General features: G+C 46.5%; 17 protein-coding genes and 1 pseudogene. 1 reads left to right on the top strand and 17 read right to left on the bottom strand.

Annotation, left to right across the window (positions count from 1 at the left end):
* From RDN69_RS02725 to mnmA, 13 genes and pseudogenes are all read right to left on the bottom strand, one after another.
* Window positions 1-204, bottom strand: a pseudogene (locus tag RDN69_RS02725) (hypothetical protein); the annotation flags it as partial.
* Between the two features lie 89 nt (window positions 205-293).
* Complete coding sequence (locus RDN69_RS02720; protein ID WP_036467471.1) at window positions 294-2,192, bottom strand: glutamine synthetase; 1,899 nt, start codon at window positions 2,190-2,192, stop codon at window positions 294-296.
* 72 nt (window positions 2,193-2,264) lie between these two features.
* Window positions 2,265-2,720, bottom strand: coding sequence for a GatB/YqeY domain-containing protein (locus RDN69_RS02715; RefSeq protein WP_273259653.1), 456 nt, complete (start codon window positions 2,718-2,720; stop codon window positions 2,265-2,267).
* Between the two features lie 17 nt (window positions 2,721-2,737).
* The gene (gene rpsU / locus RDN69_RS02710; RefSeq protein ID WP_024048955.1) at window positions 2,738-2,914 is read right to left on the bottom strand and encodes a 30S ribosomal protein S21; all 177 of its coding nucleotides are present in this window, start codon (window positions 2,912-2,914) and stop codon (window positions 2,738-2,740) included.
* Between the two features lie 76 nt (window positions 2,915-2,990).
* Entirely contained in the window at window positions 2,991-3,344 is a 354-nt protein-coding gene (locus RDN69_RS02705; RefSeq protein WP_159821880.1) for a histidine triad nucleotide-binding protein, read from the bottom strand.
* A gap of 2 nt (window positions 3,345-3,346) precedes the next feature.
* Window positions 3,347-4,657 (bottom strand): tRNA (N(6)-L-threonylcarbamoyladenosine(37)-C(2))-methylthiotransferase MtaB, encoded by a 1,311-nt coding sequence (mtaB, locus tag RDN69_RS02700; protein WP_024048957.1) that lies wholly within the window; start codon window positions 4,655-4,657, stop codon window positions 3,347-3,349.
* A gap of 100 nt (window positions 4,658-4,757) precedes the next feature.
* Window positions 4,758-5,912: a molecular chaperone DnaJ gene (gene dnaJ / locus RDN69_RS02695; RefSeq protein WP_024048958.1), complete on the bottom strand. Its 1,155-nt coding sequence runs from the start codon at window positions 5,910-5,912 to the stop codon at window positions 4,758-4,760.
* Between the two features lie 18 nt (window positions 5,913-5,930).
* The gene (dnaK, locus tag RDN69_RS02690) at window positions 5,931-7,778 is read right to left on the bottom strand and encodes a molecular chaperone DnaK (protein WP_024048959.1); all 1,848 of its coding nucleotides are present in this window, start codon (window positions 7,776-7,778) and stop codon (window positions 5,931-5,933) included.
* A gap of 14 nt (window positions 7,779-7,792) precedes the next feature.
* Complete coding sequence (gene grpE, locus RDN69_RS02685; protein ID WP_024048960.1) at window positions 7,793-8,350, bottom strand: nucleotide exchange factor GrpE; 558 nt, start codon at window positions 8,348-8,350, stop codon at window positions 7,793-7,795.
* Window positions 8,351-9,388, bottom strand: a complete 1,038-nt coding sequence (gene hrcA, locus RDN69_RS02680; protein ID WP_024048961.1) for a heat-inducible transcriptional repressor HrcA — start codon at window positions 9,386-9,388, stop codon at window positions 8,351-8,353.
* Between the two features lie 98 nt (window positions 9,389-9,486).
* Window positions 9,487-10,626 carry a radical SAM family heme chaperone HemW gene (gene hemW, locus RDN69_RS02675; protein ID WP_024048962.1) on the bottom strand — a complete coding sequence of 380 codons (1,140 nt, stop codon included), beginning with the start codon at window positions 10,624-10,626 and terminating at the stop codon, window positions 9,487-9,489.
* Between the two features lies 1 nt (window position 10,627).
* A complete protein-coding gene (gene lepA / locus RDN69_RS02670; RefSeq protein WP_024048963.1) occupies window positions 10,628-12,424 on the bottom strand; it encodes a translation elongation factor 4 in 1,797 nt (598 codons plus the stop codon).
* A complete protein-coding gene (gene mnmA / locus RDN69_RS02665) occupies window positions 12,414-13,508 on the bottom strand; it encodes a tRNA 2-thiouridine(34) synthase MnmA (protein WP_024048964.1) in 1,095 nt (364 codons plus the stop codon). Before mnmA ends, lepA begins: the two co-directional genes overlap by 11 nt.
* A 144-nt stretch (window positions 13,509-13,652) precedes the next feature.
* On the opposite strand from mnmA, the gene lgt reads away from it, so the two are divergent.
* Complete coding sequence (gene lgt, locus RDN69_RS02660) at window positions 13,653-14,468, top strand: prolipoprotein diacylglyceryl transferase (RefSeq protein WP_024048965.1); 816 nt, start codon at window positions 13,653-13,655, stop codon at window positions 14,466-14,468.
* 25 nt (window positions 14,469-14,493) lie between these two features.
* Here lgt and trmFO read toward each other — a convergent pair whose 3' ends face one another.
* From trmFO to RDN69_RS02640, 4 genes are all read right to left on the bottom strand, one after another.
* Window positions 14,494-15,819 (bottom strand): methylenetetrahydrofolate--tRNA-(uracil(54)-C(5))-methyltransferase (FADH(2)-oxidizing) TrmFO, encoded by a 1,326-nt coding sequence (gene trmFO, locus RDN69_RS02655; RefSeq protein WP_024048966.1) that lies wholly within the window; start codon window positions 15,817-15,819, stop codon window positions 14,494-14,496.
* Window positions 15,797-17,968, bottom strand: a complete 2,172-nt coding sequence (gene topA / locus RDN69_RS02650; RefSeq protein WP_288218218.1) for a type I DNA topoisomerase — start codon at window positions 17,966-17,968, stop codon at window positions 15,797-15,799. The genes trmFO and topA overlap by 23 nt, the downstream gene beginning before the upstream one ends.
* A gap of 9 nt (window positions 17,969-17,977) precedes the next feature.
* Window positions 17,978-19,075, bottom strand: coding sequence for a DNA-processing protein DprA (dprA, locus tag RDN69_RS02645; protein WP_273259636.1), 1,098 nt, complete (start codon window positions 19,073-19,075; stop codon window positions 17,978-17,980).
* Between the two features lie 60 nt (window positions 19,076-19,135).
* Window positions 19,136-19,624 (bottom strand): ATP-binding protein (locus tag RDN69_RS02640; RefSeq protein ID WP_288218217.1); only part of this gene is annotated, 489 nt, incomplete at its 5' end.

Genomic DNA, 19,624 nt, shown 5'->3' with positions numbered 1-19,624 from the left:
TAAAATTACCAGCCCCAACAGCAAAATATTGCCCACATAGCTGGCAAGATGTGTCTTCCCTAAACTGATATCATCTATCGCGGCCCCCAGTAATTTGGGCACCCATAATTGCAATGCATCTACTGCAATTAAAAGTAGAATACCCAAAAAGTAGACCGGAAAATGCGGCCATAAAAACCGTTTGAAAAATTGTCGATAATTCATTATTCACTCCTTACGTACAGTTATTGTAACATATTCCTTATGCATCTATTAAAAAGAAGCCGAGGCGCTGCCCCGGCTTCTTTTTAATGCTAAAAAATATTTTCTTTGTACGTATGGTAAAGATCATCCAGCTCCTGCAACTTTTTATCCATTTCAATCTGCATTGCAGAGGCCTGATCATAATCGCCTTCCACCAACAACGAGCGAATTTGTGTAAAAATACTCTTTTTTCCGATATCGTCTTTCGCAAGTTCATTACGACGGGAAACAATTTCTTCCCAACGCTTACGATCCAACTCATTATCCGCCGGTAATTCTTTATACGAACACAAACGGTACATTGCTTCATCAATAATGCGATTGTGCAATTCCAGTTTCCAACGGTTGATGACCCCGGTCAAGAACGATTCCATCAGTCGCTTCGAGAACGCATCTCCTGCCGCTAAAGCCTCCTGCTTACCAGGATTCTCGCGCAACATTTTGATATTTTCCCAAACGGTTGCCGGCGGACGCGAGAAATGATGCTGACGTTCCTCTTCGGTGAACATTTCAAAGACATCTTCTTCACTGCGATACGCCCGATCTTTTTCCAAGTAATCGGCGTCATCTCCCGGGGCTTTCGACAATTCTGCCAACAACTCATCGGTTGTTTTACCGCTCTTCACCGCATATTTAATACCGTCCAGTGCGGCGAGGTAGCACAAGGCAATGCAAGTATATGTATTCGTGTACGGATTCGGTGCACGCAATTCAAAGCGAGTGGCCAGCGGGTTCTTAAGGTCACGGATTAAACCGATTAAAATGGTGCGATTTCGCGACGGAATCGCCGGCGCCTGACCAAGGGATGTAACAATACAAACCGGTGCTTCAAAGCCCGGCTGTAAACGATTTAACGCATCCGTTGTGGAGCTGATAAACGGATTCATTGCTTCGTAGTTTTTCAAAATGCCCATGATCGCACCGTAACCGAGTACGCTGACAAAGTCTTCTTTCATATCTTTCGGCGCAAATAAGTTGATTACTTTGCCCGATTTCATTTTTGCAGACAGTCCGATATGTGTATGTTTACCGCTACCGGCAACACCGTGGATCGGTTTCGCTTTAAAAGTGACCTCTAAACCGTGTTTGCGAAATGTTTCACGAACAATAATACGCGCTTCCAGTTCGTTATCAGCAGTCTGCAGTGGATTGGACGAGAATTTCCAGTCGATTTCCAACTGTTCCAAAATGTTTATAAGGCGCCCGTTGTCATCAATGCGCGGTTTTACACCGCCCACTTCTTTATGACCCATTTCAGGCTGTAAGCCTAATTTTTTCAACAACTCAATGGATTCTTCCATTGCAGTGCGAACCGCTCCATGGGTTCGTTGCCAGTATTGCTCTTTCATGCGCTGCGAAACCGATAATGCACGGCTGTCGATCGGCTGACTCGGCGTTTTTACCCAAAATTCAAGTTCGGTCGCTGTGGTAAATAAAAGTTCGTCAATTTCTTTAACATTAACGTGCTCCATACCCGGAACCGTATGCGTCGAAAGTAACTCTAAAATCTCCTGTTCAACATACGCAATACTGCGTTTCAAGATCGAACGGGCATCTACCATTTCTCCATTGTGGATCAAAAAAGCCGGAATGCGGAGTGTCCCGATCGGCTTTCCCGTTTGTGGATCCAAATGATCGTAATTGTAGTCGACCACCCAATTTACGTCTGGGTCGGCAATCATATCGATTCGGGCATTATTTAGTGTAGCAATCGTGGGAAGAACCACCGATGAACCATCGGTTTGCACTGCATCACCGGAGAAAAAGTCGTTATAATTTTTAAAAAACAATTCAATCGGAATACGTTCATCGGTATCGTTACCGGCCATATCAATCCCGACAATGGAAACATATTGAATTTCAGGGTACTGTGCTAATAACGAAAGTACACCTTCTTTACCGTATTTGCCTGCGGGAATGACATAAAGAAGTTCTTCATCACGTAACATGTTCATTTGGTTCCTCCTCAATAAAAAGACCTCAACACGATATCGAGTTGAGGTCCCCATTGACCGAATATTCTATTTATTGCTGGCCAACCACTCACGTACAGCTTGGTTGACTACTTTCCCATCTGCCCGGCCTTTTAACCGAGGCATAACAGCCTTCATCAAAGTCCCTATATTTCGTTCTTCAGGTGCTAATTGGAAAGCGGTTTCGGCAACAATGTTACCCACTTCTTCTGCACTGACAGGCTGCGGTAAATAGCGACTCAATACTTCAATCTCTGCTTTAGTTTGCGTAATCAGATCATGACGATCCGATTTTTCAAACTCCGCCAAAGAATCTTTCCGGAGTTTCATTTCTTTCGCTAAAATACCTATGACATCTTCTTCTGCTAAAGGCTCAGAACTGTCAATCTCAGCATTTTTAATCGCGGCGCGAGCCATGCGGATGACCGAGAGTGCAAGCTTGCCATCTTCTTTGGCCTTCATGGCCTCTTTCATGTCACGCTGCAGGGTTTCTTGAATGGTCATCAACTTTCACCTTCTCGTTATTTAAATTTACGTTTTCTGGCCGCTTCCGATTTCTTTTTACGACGAACGCTCGGCTTTTCATAATGTTCGCGTTTTCTCACTTCAGAAAGAACCCCGGCTTTTTGGCAGGAACGTTTAAATCTGCGAAGAGCACTATCGAAAGACTCGCCCTTTTTAACTCTGATTTCAGACATTGATATCCCTCCCTCCAAATAGTCTTATGGGGTGCAATTGCACTAATTAAAATTATAAGCCCCGACGCTGCATTTGTCAATCTGCAAACGGAGGCCAACCTAACGCTTTGCCACCGATTATATGCGCATGAAAATGGGGTACCGTCTGACCACCGTCAGCACCTGTATTGATGACGACGCGATAGCCGCTTTCGGCAAGGCCGAGTTGACTTGCCACCGCTTGTACGGTGCTGAAAAAATGTGCAAATTGATCTTCCGTTTCGGCATCCGTAATTTGATTGATGCTTTGAACATGTTGTTTAGGTACGACCAAAACATGTACCGGCGCCGTTGGCGCAAGGTCATTGAAGGCAACAAAATCATCATTTTCAAAAACTTTCGAACTGGGAATCGTACCGTTTGCAATTTGACAAAAAATACAGTCTTTCATGGTTACCCCTCCTCGATTCTTTCGCCGATCAACATGGCTCCGTCGTCAGAGACGACTCGTGTCGAACAAATCATACCTGCTTTCCGCCCCTCGCCTTTGATTGTTAGCTGACAATAATGAGGTGTAAAGCCTTTCCATGCACCATCTTCCGTTTGTTGTTCCAATAAAACATTCGTGGTTTTCCCGATAAAAGAGCGCCGGTAATCGGTGGCCGTTTGCTCCGCCACTTTTTCTGCGGCATGCACTCGCTCCTTTTTAACCGCTTCAGAAACTTGATCCGGAAACGTCGCTGCCGCAGTGCCGTTGCGCTTAGAATAAGGAAACACGTGCACCCCGGCAAAACGCAATTCTTTCAACGTTGCCATCGTTTCCGCAAAAAGCTCTTCCGTTTCGCCGGGAAAGCCTACGATTAAGTCAGTAGTAACTGCCAAATCGGGAATTCTTGCACGTAATGATGAAATAAGATCCACATATTCTTGCAGATGATAATGCCGGCGCATTTTCCGCAAAATTTCTTCCGATCCCGATTGCAAGGGCAAGTGCAGATGTGGACATACACGTTCATTCGTGGCAATCAGATTTACTAATTCTTCAGAAATCTCAACCGATTCAATGGAACCGAGTCGAATTCTTGAAATATGTGTACGCTCGAGCAGCATCTTGACAACGTCAGCCAAGTCTACTTGTCGTCCCAGGTCTACGCCGTAATTCCCCAAATGAATACCCGTTAAAACGACTTCTTTAAATCCTTGCTCATCCAATCTTCGAGCTTCATGATAAATATCTTCCACTCCTCTGGATTTCAATTTACCGCGCGTATAAGGAATAATGCAAAAGGCGCAATAATTGTTGCAACCTTCTTGAATTTTTAAGTATGAACGGGCACGATCGGAAGCCGGATGCGCCCAATGCAATTCTTCGAATTGACTCGTTTCAAAAATATCATGCACCGCATTATGCGCTTGTGAGGAAGATCCGTACGCCTCAATCAAATCGACCACCTTGGTTCGATCCTGCGTACCGATAATCAGATTAACCCCGTCAATTTGTTGAATTGTTTTCGGATCCAGTTGTGCATAGCAACCCGTCACAATAATTTTTGTCTGCGGATTCAAACGTTTGGCACGACGAATCATTTGACGCGATTTGCGTTCACCGATATGCGTTACCGAACAGGTATTAATGACACAAATATCCGCTTTGTCTTTCGCAGATACCTCTTCATATCCGCGCGCCAAAAAAAGGCTGCGCATCGCATCGGTGTCATACTGATTTACTTTACAACCCAGGGTTAAAAACGAAACTGTCTTCAAATTGATTTCCTCTCCGTCGCAATTTAGTAATTTGATTCATTGTAATGTTTTTTTGCTTGGCATGCAAGAAAAACGAGGCGCGTCCGCGTCTCGTTTTTTACTAATTATTCAATTTATCCTTCAGTTTATCAAAAAAAGACGGTTCTTCTTTATTGACGGTGCTGTCGCCCATGCACTCGCTGTATTTCAGCAAAGCCGCTCGCTGCTCGGAGGATAAACTGCGCGGTACGCCGATCGTGACCCGTACATTTAAATCGCCTTTGCGATCGCTTCGCAACGATGGCAGTCCTTGACCGGAAAGACGAAATGTCTTTCCTCCGGGAGTGCCGTGTGGAATTTTTAACTCCACTTTGCCGAACAGCGTGTCGAGCTGAATCGTCCCCCCCATAGCGGCTGTCGGAAACGAGACTTCCGCTTCACAAAAAAGATCCGCACCACGACGTTGGAAACGCGCATGTGGCTGAACATAGATATACACATACAAATCACCCGTTTCCCCGCCGCGTTCTCCTAAGCCGCCTTCACCGGCTAAACGGATCCGCGAATCGGTGTCCACACCGGCCGGAATTTTCACGCGAAGCTTACGTTTTTTCTGAACTTTACCGCTGCCGCGACATTCATGACACGGAGACTCGATAACTTTTCCTCGACCTTGGCAACGCGAACAGGTATGCACACTCATCATTTGACCTAAGGGCGTATTCCGTACGACTTGCTCCTGCCCGGTACCGTGACATTGCGGACAGGTTTGCACGCTGGTTCCCGGTTCGGCACCATCGCCGTGACAATGGGGGCAAACTTCGTCTTTGACAATACTAAATTCTTTTTCTACGCCCACAGCGGCTTCTTCCAAAGTGATTTCCAAATCGTAGCGTAAATCCGCGCCGCGTATCGGCCCCGTTTGCCGAGCTCCACCACCGCCGAAAAAGCTGCCGAAGATGTCGCCCAGGTCACCGAATCCGCCAAATCCGCCTTGCGCTCCGCCGAAACCGCCGAAACCACCGAAGCCGCCCGTTTGACCGGCCTGCTGATACGCAGTATGACCAAATTGGTCATACTGCGCACGCTTGGATTCATCCGAAAGCGTTTCATAGGCTTCATTGACCTCTTTAAATTTGGCTTCCGCTGTTTTCGGATCATCCTTATTTAAATCAGGATGATATTTCCGAGCCATTTTACGGTAAGCTTTTTTTATCTCATCAGCACTGGCGTTCTTATTGACACCCAGTACGTCATAATAATTCTGATCGCTCATGCCAAACTTCCTCTGTCATTATTTTTTATCTTCATCGTCCATGACTTTGTAATCGCCATCGACGGTGCCGTCATTCGTCTCCTGTTGCGTTGTTTGTTGCTGACCGTTATTTGCCTGCGACTGTTGTGCATTGGCCTGTTCATACAACTTGCTTGCCAACTCATGCAGCGGTGTGCTTAATGCTTCCGCCTTCGCCTTAATGGCCTCTACATCAGTACCGGCCAGCGCTTCTTTCAGATCGGCAATCGCCGTTTCTACTTTTTGTTTTTGTGCCGCATCAACTTTATCACCAAGATCTTTCAGCGTTTTTTCTCCTTGGTAAACTAAAGAGTCGGCATTATTGCGAATTTCCACTTCTTCTTTTTTCTTTTCGTCTTCCTCTTCGTGCAATTTCGCCTCTTTTACCATGCGCTCAATTTCATCGTCGGAAAGGCCGCTCGAAGACGTAATTGTAATTGTCTGTTCTTTACCTGTCCCCAAGTCTTTAGCGGATACATGTACAATACCATTCGCATCAATATCAAAAGTAACCTGAATTTGTGGTACTCCACGAGGTGCCGCAGGAATGCCGCTCAGTTCAAAACGGCCCAGCGTCTTATTATCCGCTGCCATGTTACGTTCGCCCTGCAAGACGTGGATGTCTACGGCCGGCTGATTATCCGCCGCGGTCGAGAATACTTGACTCTTCGAGGTTGGAATAGTCGTATTGCGATCAATAATTTTCGTAAATACTCCGCCCAATGTTTCAATACCCAAGGAAAGCGGGGTAACATCCAGCAGCAGCACGTCTTTGACTTCACCGACTAATACGCCTGCCTGAACCGCTGCACCTATCGCTACCGATTCATCAGGGTTAATACCTTTGCTGGGTTCTTTGCCCAAGATTTTTTGAATCGCTTCCTGAACAGCCGGAATACGACTGGATCCGCCAACCAAAAGAATCTTGTCAATGTCACTTACCGCCAGTCCCGAATCTGCAATCGCTTTACGGGTCGGCTCCATAGTTGCCTGTACCAAATCTTCGGTTAATTCATTGAATTTAGCACGGGAAAGATTCAAGTCCAAGTGCATCGGCTGACCGTTGGAATCGGCCGAAATAAATGGCAAGTTGATATTTGTAGAGAGCACGCCGGACAATTCGATTTTTGCTTTTTCCGCCGCTTCTTTTAAACGCTGCAACGCCATTTTGTCCTGGCTCAAATCGACACCATTGGTCTTTTTGAATTCGCTGATAATCCAGTTCATAACCTTTTTATCGAAGTCATCACCGCCGAGATGGTTGTTCCCTTGTGTAGCTTTAACTTCAAAAACGCCTTCGGCCAGATCCAGAATGGAAACGTCGAACGTACCGCCACCCAAGTCGAACACAAGAATGGTATGCGCTTCATCTTTATCAAGTCCATACGCCAATGCGGCTGCCGTCGGTTCATTGATGATACGCAATACTTCCAGACCGGCAATCGCACCGGCATCTTTTGTAGCTTGGCGCTGGCTGTCTGTAAAATACGCCGGCACTGTGATGACGGCTTTTTCTACTTTTTCACCCAAGTATGCTTCCGCATCCTGTTTGAGCTTTTGCAGAACCATCGCGGAAATTTCCTGCGGCGTATACGCTTTGTCATCGATGTTTACTTTATAATTGGTGCCCATGTGACGTTTAATGGAACTGATTGTACGATCCGGATTGGATACCGCTTGACGTTTCGCAAGTTGTCCCACTAAACGTTCACCGGTCTTCGAAAAACCTACGACCGATGGTGTTAAGCGCGAGCCTTCCGCATTTGTAATAACTACCGGTTCGCCGCCTTCCATGACCGCTACTACCGAGTTGGTTGTACCTAAGTCAATGCCTATTACTTTTCCCATTCTAAATTTCCCCCTTAGTCTTCTTGATGCGCTACTTGTACCTGTGCTGCGCGTAATACTTTATCATTCATGCGGTAACCTTTTTTGAATACCGCGGTAATTTCCCCTTCCGGTTTATCGTCGGTCGCCAAACGCATGACGGCTTCATGATAATTCGGATCCATCTGCTCGCCCAAAGCAACAATTTCTTCCACTTTATAAGCCTTCAACAAATTCACCAACTTACGATAAATCAGTTGAAATCCTTCTAAAAATTTTTCATCAGCACCTTCTACAGGATGTGACAAGGCTCTTTCAAACTCATCTAAAATCGGCAATAAACTTGTAATCACTTTCGCTTGCGCGCTGTCGTTTAGTTCTGCACGCTCTTGACGATAACGTCTCCGGGCATTATCAAAGTCTGCTTGCAAACGCAAGCGCAAGCGTTCACTGTCTTCCCACTTTTGTGTCAACTCAGCGATCTCTGCCGCGCAATCAGCATCTTCCTGTTCACCGACAATTTTCGATTCGTCAACCGTATCTCCATCGCCTTCGGTTGCTTTGTTTTGTTCTTCCTTGTATTCCGGATTCAATTAATGCACCTCATCTCCATCGGTTTTTCCTGTTCGTAAGACGGAATTCACTTTTTGCTGCATCATATGCAACAACGAAACAATTTTATCATATTCCATGCGCGTCGGCCCGATGACCGCTACGCTACCTACCAGTTTTTGTTGATCGAAAAATTGTGCTTGTACCACACTATAGTTATGTAATGCGGCTATCCCGGTTTCCGGCCCGATGCGCACCGTAAGCGCAGTTGACGGCGAATGGCTGATAAGATCTGCGAGTTGCTTGCTCTCTTCCAAAAGTTGCATCAACTCTTGCAACTTGCCCAAGTCCTTAAACTCCGGCTGGCGAATTAACTCACTGACACCGTCGGTAAAAATTTCGCGATTCTTGCCGACCGTGTTCTGAATCGTATCCAGTGTACTGAACATCACTTGGGGCTCAACCCAAAAGTCCTGCTGCAATTCCTGCATAAGTTCTGTAGTAATCTCTCGCAATTCACGCCCATGTAACGCGCGATTCAGCTGCAACGCAAAATCCTGCAGCTTCAACAACGTCACCCCGGCGGGCATTATAAACGTGGAATGATCCACGCTGCCGTCGGTCGTTACGAGGAGCAAAATGGCGCGGTTGTCATCCAGCGGCAAAAATTGGATGTAATTGAAAACCGCATGTTGCGACTCATCTGTCACAGCCAATGAAAGATTATGCGTCAGGCCTGATAAAATACGAGCCGCTTCACTAAAAAATTCTTGTGTTTGCGTGTTCTCAAAGGTAAACCAGTCCTTAATCGCAGTCGCTTCTTCCCGACTGACTTCACCCGGTTGCATTAGGCTGTCCACATAAAACCGATACCCCTTTAGTGAAGGAATACGGCCGGCAGAAGTATGCGGTTGCTCTAAATACCCCATCCATTCCAAATCCTGCATTTCGTTACGAATGGTAGCCGGACTGATACCTAAATCATAAATTCGAGCAATCGTACGTGAGCCGACCGGCTCGGCAGTGGCAATATAGCTTTGAACGATCGCACGTAAAATAATTTGTTTACGTTCTTTCATCGTTATCACCTCTGTCTTATTAGCACTCTTATCTGTCGAGTGCTAAATCTATTACATAATTTATCATGAAAAGGTGAAAAAGTCAAATTATTTTGTTTTTATGTGCGGATGAAGTAAGTAAACACTTGGTTAGACACTGCTGCACCACGGCGTGTAAGTGTTATCGTATCGGCGGTAGCACGATACAAAAGCCTTTCTTCCAGTAGTGTTTGTAATTCTTTTCCATAAGTTTCCTGAAGTGTAACACCAAATTTAGTGGCAAAAGAAGATAAGGAAATACCGCTCCGACGGCGTAAATTCAGGAAGCAATATTCTTCCATTGCGGTTTGACGGTCAATGCTTTCTACGTCTTGCGGTATCCATCGCGCACTGTCGATCTGTTTTATATAGGCCTGCCAATCCGCAACATGGCTGTAGCGAACATTTCCATCAAAGGAAACAGCGGCCGCACCGAACCCGATATACGGTTCATAGCGCCAATATTTTTGATTATGTACTGCTTCGTAGCCTGATTTTGCAAAATTGGCAATTTCATAACGAGAGAAACCATATTGCGGCAACGTACGTACCATCGTTTGATACATTTCCCATTCGGTTTCTTCCGACGGCAAATCCAAGCGTCCTTGCGTAGCCAAACGAGCAAACAAAGTCCCGGGTTCAACAATCAATCCGTAAACGGAAATATGCGTGATCGGTAAGTGCACCGCCTTCACGAGCGACTCTTTAAAGTCGGCGGCGGATTGACCGGGAAGCCCATACATTAAATCAAGAGTGATATTTTTAAAACCAACGTGCGCCGCATCTTTAATGACACGCCGAGCGTCCTGCGCGCGGTGAATACGTCCGATCCGCTGCAGTAAATCATCACGAAAGGTTTGTACCCCTACGCTTAAACGATTAATCCCTGCCGCATAGTAAGCTTCTAAATCACTGCGAGTGATCCCGTCGGGATTCATTTCCAAAGTTACTTCCGCGGTGTTTCGCACAGCAAAGCGTTCACGGAGTGCCAGTAACACGTCATGAATTCGTTGCACGCCAAAAAGGGACGGTGTCCCGCCCCCAAAGTAAATGCTGTCCACATGATCGGAAAAAGAGCTTAGCGGCCGGTTGGCAATTTCTTTCAACAATGCCGCTAAGTAATAATTATACACCTCTTCGCGAACCACCGCAGAGTAAAAATGACAATAGTGGCAGTGACTCGCGCAAAAAGGAATATGAATATAAATTCCTGTGCTCATCTTAATCGTCTTTCAAAATCGCCATAAACGCTTCTTGCGGAATCGTAACGCTACCGACCTGCTTCATGCGCTTTTTGCCCTCTTTTTGCTTTTCAAGCAGCTTACGTTTCCGTGTGATGTCACCGCCATAACATTTTGAAAGTACATCTTTGCGCATCGCTTTAACGGTTTCCCGGGCAATAATTTTATTACCGATTGCCGCTTGAATCGGGATTTCGAACATTTGCCGCGGAATAATATCTTTCAACTTCAGAGCCAGCGCACGACCGCGGGACGGTGCTGAGCTGCGGTGAACAATAGTACTCAATGCGTCCACTAAATCTCCATTTAAAAGGATATCAAGCTTAACCATATCCGCCGGACGATACCCGGAAAGCTCATAATCCAAAGACGCATAACCGCGTGTGCCGGATTTCAGCTTATCAAAAAAATCATAAATAATTTCATTCAACGGTAAATCGTACTCGAGTGCGACTCGAGTCTCGTCAATGTATGTCATTGTGAGATACTCACCACGCCGCTCCTGAGCCAGTTCCATGACGGCTCCGACGAGATCGGACGGCAGCATGATGTTAGCTTTCACAAATGGTTCCTCAATATGATCAATGACCGTCGGATCGGGCAGATTCGCCGGGTTGTCTACCTCGATCATATTTCCGTCCGTGGTATAGACACGATAAATAACCGAAGGCGCTGTCGTGATTAAATTTAACTGATATTCGCGTTCCAGACGTTCTTGGATTACATCCATATGCAACAAGCCGAGAAAGCCGCAGCGGAATCCGAAGCCCAACGCAAGTGAAGTTTCCGCTTCATACACCAACGCCGCATCGTTTAAATGCAGTTTATCCAATGCATCGCGCAGATTGCCGTAATCTTTGCTATCTACCGGATACAATCCGCAATACACCATCGGTGTCGCCTTACGATAACCCGGCAACGGTTCGGCAGCACCATTTTCCACTGTCGTAATCGTGTCGCCGACTCGACAGTCGTGAACATTTTTAATACTTGCTGCTAAATATCCTACCGTACCGCAACTCAATTCCTGGGTAGGCGTCATTTGGGGCGCAAAAAAGCCGACTTCCGTCACCTCAAATGATTTACCGGTCGCCATCATCCGGATCTGGTCTCCCACTTTGACGGATCCTTCGTGGATTCGTACATAAGCAATAATACCTTTATAGGAATCGAAATGAGAATCATATACCAGCGCCTTCAACGGTCGATCACTATAATCCGGCGGAGGAGGAATTCGTTTGACAATTTCTTCCAGCACATCCGGTACACCCAACCCTGTCTTGGCAGAGATCATCGCCGCATCATGTGCATCAAGACCGATAACATTTTCAATTTCGGCTTTTACCAAGTCGGTATTCGCACTCGGCAAATCCACTTTATTAATGACCGGAATAATTTCTAAATCATGATCCACCGCCAAATAAACATTGGCTAAGGTTTGCGCCTGCACTCCCTGGGTTGCATCTACAACCAAAAGCACCCCTTCACACGCGGAAAGGCTGCGGGAAACTTCATAATTGAAATCGACATGCCCGGGCGTATCAATTAAATGCAGCATGTAATCTTTGCCATCTTTGGCATGGTAATGCAAACGAACGGATTGCGATTTAATCGTAATACCCCGTTCTTTTTCCAATTCCATATTGTCCAATACCTGCGCTTGCATCTCCCGCTTAGATAAAGCGCCGGTGATTTCAATCAGGCGATCTGCCAGCGTTGACTTGCCATGGTCAATATGTGCGATGATCGAAAAATTACGAATATATTCAGTGGACACGAATGTTCTCTCCTTGCCAATGATTTGGTCCTATAATAGCGCCGCCAAGTACTCGATCGCCGTCATAGAAGACAATCGATTGGCCCGGCGTTACCGCACGCTGCGGCTCTTTAAAGACTACATGCACGCCATCTTTTACCGGATATACAGTACAGTCTGCTGCCGGTGCCGCGTAGCGGATTTTAGCTTGCGCGGTAAACGGCTCTGTGCAAGTTTCCCATTCCGTAAATGACGGATCCAACGCCCATACTTCCCGTTGGAAAATGGACGCATTAGGGCCGACAATGACACGGTTATGTTTCGCATCGATAGCGACCACGTATAAAGGATGTTCGGCCGCCACACCAAGACCTTTACGTTGGCCGATGGTATATGCCGGTAACCCTTGATGCGTTCCTAATATACTCCCTTCAAGATCGACAATATCTCCCGGTACAAATTGCTCGGGAATACGCTCCTTCAAAAAGCGAATGTGATCATTGTCGGGAATAAAACAGATATCTTGACTCTCCGGTTTATTGTATACGGGTAAGTTCAATTCTTTCGCCAAAGCCCGCGTATCTTCCTTATGCATTTCTCCCAACGGGAACATAATGTGGGGTAACATTTTTTGGTTTAAATGATACAACACATACGACTGATCCTTTTTCAGATCCGTACCGCGACGCAGTTCATAAAGATTACTTTCTTGATTGTAAAGAACGCGTGCATAGTGTCCTGTCGCCAAAAAATCGGCGTCAAGGTCACGACTAAACTCGTACAAACTCCCAAATTTAATCCAATCGTTGCACATTACACATGGATTGGGAGTAATCCCACAAGCATACGATTGTGTAAAATATTGCATAATTTTTTCTTCAAAAGATTGGCGTAAATCCAACACATAATGCGGCACTGCCAATTGATCCGCTACTCGCTTGGCATCCGTAATCGTGGCAGATTCAACTACTTTATTATTTTCCACGGTATCAAAAAGCAGCATGGTGACACCGATGACATCATAACCTTGCGCTTGCAAACGCGCCGTTACTAATGAGCTGTCAACACCACCGCTCATAGCGACCGCTACGCGCTTTTTGCTCATACTACTCCTCCTTTACATACCATTTTATTATAGCATATAGAAAATCTTCTAAACGATTTTTGTATCCAGCACATCGACATCTCATGTATGCCCTCATCATGAATGCTGTATAATAAGATTATTGAAAGTGTTTAAGGAGAATTTATGCATCAATATCTGTTTTTTATCGGCTCATTTCCGATTCGCAGCTACGGATTGTTTTTTGCCATGGGAATTATTACCGGCGGTCTGCTTGCCTATTATTTCGCACGCAAAGCAGGGCGTTATTCGGAATATATTTGGGATCTTACCGTCTACTGCGGACTTTGGGGCATTATTGGCGGTCGTCTTTGGGATGTTTTCTTTTTTGACTGGGACTACTACCAAGATCACCTTTTAGAGATTCCGTTTGTATGGCAAGGCGGTATGGCCATTCAAGGTGGTTTGTTGTTCGGTATTTTGGCAGCACTGTACTATTTACGTAAACGCCACGTCGATATTTTGGATTTTGCCGACCTGGTTGCACCTGCCATCGTCATGGGGCAGAGTGTCGGACGCATGGCGAATCTCATGAACGGCGATGCCTTCGGTCATCCGACCGGCGGTTCGTTTGGAATCTTATATCCCGAAACTACACTTGCGTACCACACCTATGGAGCGCAACCCCTATGGCCGGCAGAAATTTGGGAAGGACAGATTGATGTTCTGATCTTTGTCGTTCTGCTCGCTTATTCATTGCGTTCGCATGCCAAAGGACAGGTATTCGCACTTTACATCATGTTGTATTCGCTAGCGCGCTTCGGTTTGGAGTTTTTGCGCGGCGATTACGGAACGCTGCTATGGGGTTTAAAATCGGCGCAGCTGACTGCTCTCATTGCTTTTTTCGCTGCCTTGAGTGCATTTGTATATTTCGCGTATCGCAAACCGCAAAAAGCCATTCCACCTGCTCTTACAAAGGCAAGCAAACGTAATAAAAAATGACGTCAATCGACGTCATTTTTTGATTTCAGATTTCGTCATTGGCAATCGCTGCCTGCAATGCTTCCAAGGCCCGATTAGCCAGTACCGTGTTCTTTTCTTTTTTGGGAACGCGCTTAGCCAACGGAGCGATTAAGCCGAAATTTACATTCATCGGCTGAAAATTGTCTTTGTTATCGGTTGAGATATATTGCATCAAACTACCGATTGCTGTTGTTGCCGGCGGTTCCCAAAGCATTTTACCATGCAGCAAACGTGCCGCGTTACGACCGGCAAGCAAACCGGCTGCGGCAGATTCTACATACCCCTCCACGCCGGTAATTTGTCCCGCAAAAAACAAGGTAGGGCGTTTTTTAGTTTGCAATGTCGCTTGAAGCAGCTTTGGAGAATTAATATAGCTGTTGCGATGCATTACGCCGAAACGCGCGAATTCCGCATTTTCCATGCCGGGAATCATGCGGAAAATCCGCTTTTGTTCCCCCCACTTTAGATGTGTCTGAAAACCGACAAGATTATATAACGTGCCTTCTGCATTATCCTGGCGCAATTGAACCACCGCATACGGTTCTTCGCCCGTACGCGGATCCGGCAAACCTACCGGTTTCAACGGCCCGAATCGCATGGTATCTTCCCCGCGATTGCCGAGCACTTCAATGGGCATGCATCCTTCAAATATTTCGCCTTTTTCAAAATGATGTTGACCTGCTACCTCCGCTGCGATAAGTTCTTCACGAAAGCGCAAATATTCTTCTTTATGGAATGGACAGTTGAGATATGCTGCCGGGCCTTTATTGTAACGCGAAGCGCGATACACTATATCTTGGTTCAATGACTCTAAATACACAATCGGCGCCGCGGCATCAAAAAAATGGAAATAGTCTTCCCCACTGAATGCTGCAATCGATTCCGCTAACTTACCATCCGTAAGCGGACCGGTGGCAACGATTACAATACCGTCTTCCGGGATGGACATGACTTTTTCCGTAACCACCTCGATCAACGGATGGTTTTTGATCGCATCGGTCACTGCCTGCGCATAGCCTTCCCGATCCACGGCGAGTGCACCGCCGGCCGGCACTTGATGCGTATCCGCCGCCTGCATGATAAGCGAATTCAATTGTCGCATTTCTTCCTTCAAAAGTCCTACCGCATTCGTAATTGCTGCCGCACGTAACGAATTGCTGCAAACGAGTTCGGCAAAATGCGGCAATGTGTGTGCCGGCGTATACCGTTTCGGTTTCATTTCCAGTAAGCGAACTCGTACCCCTGCTTGCGCCGCCTGCCAAGCGGCTTCACAGCCCGCCAGTCCGGCGCCAATGACGGTAATCACTTCATTTTTTCTTTTGGTTGCCATGCGTCGGGCACTCCTTATTGCTGCAAATAATTTCTTCGCCTCGTTGGCGTGTCTTCTTTTTCACCATAATCGATCCGCATTCCTTGCAAAATTGATCCACCGGTTCATTCCATAATGCCAAATCACATTCCGGATACCGATCGCAACCATAGAAAACACGGCCACGTTTGGATTTACGGCGAACGATGTGTCCTTTTTTGCATTTCGGGCAGGCAATACCGACCGGATCGGTAATCGGCTTAGTGTTTTTACATTCCGGAAAATTCGGACATGCTAAGAATTTCCCGTACCGGCCAAATTTATAAATCATTTTCGCGCCGCATTTATCGCAGATAACATCGGATTCCTGCTCAATAACTTTCACTTTGTCGATTTTTTGTTCCGCATCGGAAAGTTCCTGTGCAAATACTTTGTAAAAACTTTCCAGCAGTTGTTCGTAGCTTAATTCACCATCGGCAATTTTATCCAATTCCTCTTCCATACGCGAGGTGAATTTAACATCAACGACCTTACTGAAAAAGCGTTTCAGAAGATCCACCACAACAAAGCCTAGTTCCGTAGGAATAAATGCTTTGTCACGCTTTTCGACATAGTTGCGATTTTGAATAGTATCCAAAATCGGTGCGTATGTACTCGGGCGACCGATTCCTTTTTCTTCCAAAAGTTTAATTAGGCTTGCTTCCGTATATCTTGCCGGCGGTTGCGTGAAGTGCTGTTTCGGCTCAATTTTTTTAACCGTCAACGCATCATCTTTGTGCAGCTCCGGTAAAATCGTTTCTTCTTTTTTATCCTTCGTCCCGTAAACTGCGGTGAAACCGTCAAAAATAATATGACGGCCTACGGCGCGTAGCTCAAATTTTCCGGCGCGAATGGTCACGGTTAAACGTTGCGCAATTTGCGGCGTCATTTGACTGGCCAGAAAACGATTCCAAATCAACGTATATAATTTCAGCTGATCCCGATTTAAAAAGGGGGCGACTTCCGCGGGAGAATATGCTAAGGACGTCGGACGAATCGCCTCATGCGCATCCTGACTCTGCTGTTGCTTCGAGTATTTATTCGGTGATTCAGGTACGTACTCTTTACCATAAGTTTCGGTAATGTACTGCTTTGCTTCTTTCTGCATCTCTTCCGCGATTCGTACAGAGTCGGTACGCATGTAAGTAATCAAACCGACATGAGTGCCACGAATATCCAGACCTTCGTACAATTGCTGCGCAATCATCATGGTCTTACGCGCACCGAAATTCAATCGGTTGACACTGTCTTGCTGCATCGTACTGGTAGTGAACGGCGCTTGCGGCCGACGGCGTTGCTGGCCGCGTGTAAGTTTTTCGACATACGCGTCTGCCGCTTTCAATTCTTCAACCAAATCGTTGGCGACGCTTTCCTGCGCAACGGCCAGTTCTTTGTCGTCATACCGAACTACTTTGGCGGTAAATGATTTGCCTTTGCCGGCATGATAATCGGCTTCAATAGACCAGTATTCCTCCGGTACAAATGCCTTGATTTCTTCTTCGCGTTCACAAATCAAACGTACTGCCACCGACTGCACGCGTCCCGCGCTTAGACCACGAAATACTTTTTTCCAAAGAAAAGGGCTTAATTTATAACCGACAAGCCTGTCAAGAACCCGACGTGCCTGTTGAGCATCTACTTTCTGCTCATCAATCGGACGCGGCTGGGCAATCGCTTCTTTGATCGCATGCGGCGTAATTTCATTAAATGTAATTCGCACATTCTCATCCGCCGGAACATCCAACAGCACCGACAAATGATGAGAAATAGCTTCTCCCTCGCGATCAGGGTCAGTAGCGAGGATAACATCGCGCGATCTATTTGCTTCCGCGCGTAAATGGGAAATTACATCATGACGATCGGAAACATTCGTATACCGCGGCATGAATCCGTTTTCCACATCGACACCGAGCGAGTTTTTCGGTAAATCGCGCAAATGCCCCATGCTGGCCATAACTTTATAATTTTTACCGAGAATTTTTTCAATCGTTTTCGCCTTGGCTGGAGACTCCACAATCACGAGATGTTTCCCGCTCGGATTCGGTGTGCGCTCCCATTTCGGTGCCTTGACAACAGCCGGCTTACCGGCACTGTTTTTGCGTCCGATTGAAATTGTGCGTTTAATGGACAATGCTGCCTCCTATCTGGAAATCATTGCCATATATTTTTGATTTCCACATTGTTGTATAAGTCCTTTTAATTCTAATTGTAGCAATATATAGTTGGCTTCGGTCGGGTGTAAAGCGGAACGAAGAATAATCGTATCCATGTCGACTGTTTTCTCCAACTGGCAACAACGGTACACTAATTCCTCGGTCGGTGTCAAATCCGGACCGGCTACCGAGCCCATTTCACGTTCCGTATCCAACCAATTATATTCGCGTAAAATATCGTTTGGTTCCGCGGCCAACGCCGCTCCTTGTCGCAATAAGTGATGCGTGCCCACCGACATCGGTGAAAAAATGCTGCCGGGAACCGCGAACACATCACGCCCCGCCTCCAAAGCAAAGTCTGCCGTAATCAACGTGCCGCTGCGTTTCGCCGCTTCAATGACCAACACCCCGTCGCTCAATCCGCTGATGATACGATTGCGTGCCGGAAATTGTCGCCCCAACGGTTTGGTTCCCAACGCATATTCCGATATCACTACACCGTGTTGCGCGATTTCTTCAAATAATGACTTATTTTCCGGCGGATAGGGAATATCCAAACCACAAGCCAACACACAAATCGTATACCCGTCAGGAAGTGTAGCCCGATGACTTGTGGAATCTATACCGCGTGCACCGCCGCTGATGATAGCAACGCCTGCCTTGCTTAGCTCTCCGGCAAATAAACGCGCGGCATTAATCCCATACGGTGTCGGCTTGCGCGAACCGACGATGGCGATCGCTTTTTCCGGTTCTCGCCACGTACCTCGATATGCAAGTATGGCCGGCGCATGAGGATCATTCTGTAAACGTTTGGGGAAATCGCCATCTTGAAAGGTCAGTAAGCTGACGCCCCATTTTTGATTAGCCTCCCAAATCTTTTCGGGTTCAATCATTTTTCGTTGTGCCAAAAATCCCGCGAGCGATTTTGGTCCTAATGTATGGGACGCCAGTAATGCCTTTTCGGAAGCTTGCCAAATCGCTTCAAAACTACCGAAAAAACGAATTAATTGACGTAATTTGACCGCACCTACATACGCCGTCTTTTGCAGCGCAGCCGCGTATATTTCTTCCCTTTTCATATCCATTTTATTCACCGACTTCAATAAAACACTTTATTCATTGGTGCAGAAAAATATAATGCTTCTCTACTCCTTGTCTTGTGCACGGTAACTTACCGCTTCCGCAATTTGCTCCGCGTCGATGATGTCTTTGCCCTGCAGATCGGCAATGGTACGAGCCACTTTTATGATTCGGTCGTAAGCGCGTGCGCTTAAGTGCAGACGATTAAATACATCCGCCAGAATTTGCTGCGCACGTGGTGTCATTTCACACGTTTCTTTGATCTGGCGGTGTTGCATTTGGGAGTTCGTGCGCATCCCGTAAATAGCCAAACGTTTTGCCTGTCTCTCACGGGCCAATTTAACACGAGCACGAATGACCTCTGACGATTCTTCCGCACGGGTCGCGGTAAGTTCCGTGTACTTCGGTCGTTGCACACTTACATGCAAATCGATACGATCCAGCAACGGTCCCGAAATTTTGCGCAAGTAGCGGCGAATATCACCGCTCGAGCAGGTGCATTCTTTGTCCGGATCACCGTTAAACCCGCAGGGACACGGATTCATCGCACTGAT

The sequence above is a fragment of the uncultured Negativicoccus sp. genome, assembly GCF_902480485.1.
Classification (GTDB): Bacteria; Bacillota; Negativicutes; order Veillonellales; family Negativicoccaceae; genus Negativicoccus; species Negativicoccus succinicivorans.
This window is presented reverse-complemented; position numbering and strand designations above follow the sequence as displayed.